The sequence below is a fragment of the Companilactobacillus halodurans genome (assembly GCF_009600985.1).
In the GTDB taxonomy this organism is placed as follows: domain Bacteria; phylum Bacillota; class Bacilli; order Lactobacillales; family Lactobacillaceae; genus Companilactobacillus; species Companilactobacillus halodurans.
In genome coordinates this window covers 1-2,335 of record NZ_VDFP01000070.1, presented here as the reverse complement: position 1 = coordinate 2,335, position 2,335 = coordinate 1, and the positions used below count along the sequence as shown (strand labels likewise).

Annotated in this window: 2 protein-coding genes and 1 pseudogene; all 3 read left to right on the top strand. The window is 35.4% G+C overall.

The window, feature by feature from the left end; translation table 11 throughout:
* A pseudogene (locus tag FHL06_RS12430) lies at nt 1-536 on the top strand (RepB family plasmid replication initiator protein); the annotation flags it as partial.
* Nucleotides 529-1,092 (top strand): DUF536 domain-containing protein, encoded by a 564-nt coding sequence (locus tag FHL06_RS12425; protein WP_153386890.1) that lies wholly within the window; start codon nt 529-531, stop codon nt 1,090-1,092. The pseudogene FHL06_RS12430 and the gene FHL06_RS12425, both read left to right, overlap by 8 nt.
* A 140-nt stretch (nt 1,093-1,232) precedes the next feature.
* Nucleotides 1,233-2,335: polysaccharide deacetylase family protein (locus FHL06_RS12420; protein ID WP_337692570.1), on the top strand; the 1,103-nt coding region annotated here is incomplete at its 3' end.

Below are 2,335 nucleotides of genomic sequence, written 5' to 3'. Positions count from 1 at the left end.
GGAGCGATTACGAATGGGACGATCGGTACGAACGTCGTTCGTTTCGTCTAATTAAGCAATTTCGAACTACTGGCTATTCTTATTTCTCTAAAGAAGATTTTTTTGAATTGCTTGATATACCTAAAAGTTATTGGAATAGTCCTTCAAATGTTGACAAAAAGGTTATTAAGCCAATTAGAGAAGAATTAACCCCGCTTTTTAGAGGGCTAACGATTAGAAAAAAATATGGTAAAGGCAGAGGAAAACCAGTTATCGGTTATTCTTTTACTTGGAAACCTGAAAGAAAGGACGCAAATGATTTTTCTCAAGGCAAATTTCAAGATGAGCGTCAAAAACTCTTTAACATTCAGCACAATGATGAATTATCAGATAAAGAAAAGTGGCGTGCAATTGACAAAGTTAAATGCTTGCCTTTAGGAACAACTGAAAAACAGGTACTGGCTGAAAAACAAGCTGAACATGATCAAAAAATCAGAGATCAGACAAGACAAGAAATGCTTGCTGAACTCCGAAAGGGGTTTGGAAATAATGCCTAAAACTATTAGAGAACTTGCTGACGAATTGAAGGTCTCTAAACAAACTATTCAATACCACTACCAAAGACTACCAACAAAGAACCGACAAAAAGATAGTCAAGGTACAAACATGATCAGCCTTACAGCTGAAAGGATTATTAGGGACAAGGTAGCAAAACCTTTGGTAGCAAATACCCAACAAACAGGTAGCAAAAAAGTGACAAAGACTAGCAAAGAAAATAATGAGCTAATTGCCACTCTAAGAAGAGAAATAGAAGATTTAAAGTCTCAACGTGACAAACAGCTTGCTACCAAAGACCGACAAATAGATCATCTAACAAAATTGGTGGATCAGCAGCAACAATTACAATTAGCAACAGTAGCAGATAACCGTCGATTAAAAGATCATGTACAAAAGCTAAGTGGGCAACTAACTCAAAAAACTAACGACAACTTGTCGACCGGAAATGATCTTTTTAACATCCAAGATAAAAAAAGCAAAATAGCTAAACAGAAGATTGTTAAATCTGGTAGTAATAAAGATGGCATACACACAAATAGAGCTATTAAACGTTGATGGAAATTCTGGTAAAAGTTAATGTAAGCCTTAAGGTTTCAACTAAAGCAATTTACGAATAATTTTATTTTTGAGGTAATAAGATATAGAATGGCATTAACTTGTCGTTTAATATTCATAAAAATTATGGGGGAGTAGCTGTGATAAAAACCAAGATAACTAGTCTTGTCGTCATTGGGTTGATTTTGGGGGCAGGCTTATGGTTATATGGCAATATTGATGATGATGTTATGACTACAAAAACTGATAGTCAAACAACTAAGACAGTAAAGCAGGCAAAAACTGATAGTCAAACAACTAAGGCAGTAAAGCAGGCAAAATCATTAAGTCAACAGTACCAATATAAAGAAGCAAAATCAGTGTTATCGGGGCACAAAGGAACAACAGTTGATCATCTAAAAAAGAGTATTAATAAGCAACAGTCAAAGTTGGTCACGTGGGATGATCCGACAAAAATTTCACATCTTTTTTATCATTCACTAATTGTTGATCCTGGTAAAGCTTTCTCATCTAAGCAGGCACAGGGATACAAAGATTATATGGCGACCATCGACGAATTTATGCCGATGCTGAATCAGTTATATGATAATGGCTATGTATTAATTAACTTTAAAGATATCATTTCGATTGATAAACAAGGGAAGGTGACTTTCAAACCAGTCAAATTACCTGAAGGCAAGAAGCCTTTAATTATATCACAGGATGATGTTAACTATTATGAGTATATGAAGAATTCTGGATTTGCAGATAAACTAGTCGTCAATAAGCAAGGTGATGTTAAAAATCAATATACCAATAATGGTCAGAAGAAAATTGGTGATTATGACATGGTACCGATTATTGATACCTTCATCAAAAAGCATCCAGATTTCTCATACGGTGGCTCAAAGGGTGTGATTGCTGAAACGGGTTATAATGGGGTGCTAGGTTATCGTTCATCAAAGAGTCAATATGGTGATACAAAAAAGACACATCGCGAAGCTAAGAAAGCGACAAAGGTTGCTAACGCTATGAAAAAGGAAGGTTGGCAGTTTGCATCGCATTCCTGGGGTCATATAAATATGACTACGGCCAGTGTTGATGATATCAAAAAGGACACTGCACTTTGGCAAAAGGAAGTACAACCAATTGTTGGTAAAACACCAGTATTGATTTTCCCATTTGGAGCAGATATTGGCTCATTTACAAATTATACAAATGATAATGCAAAGTACACTTATCTTAAGAGTAGCGGTTTCAGTAT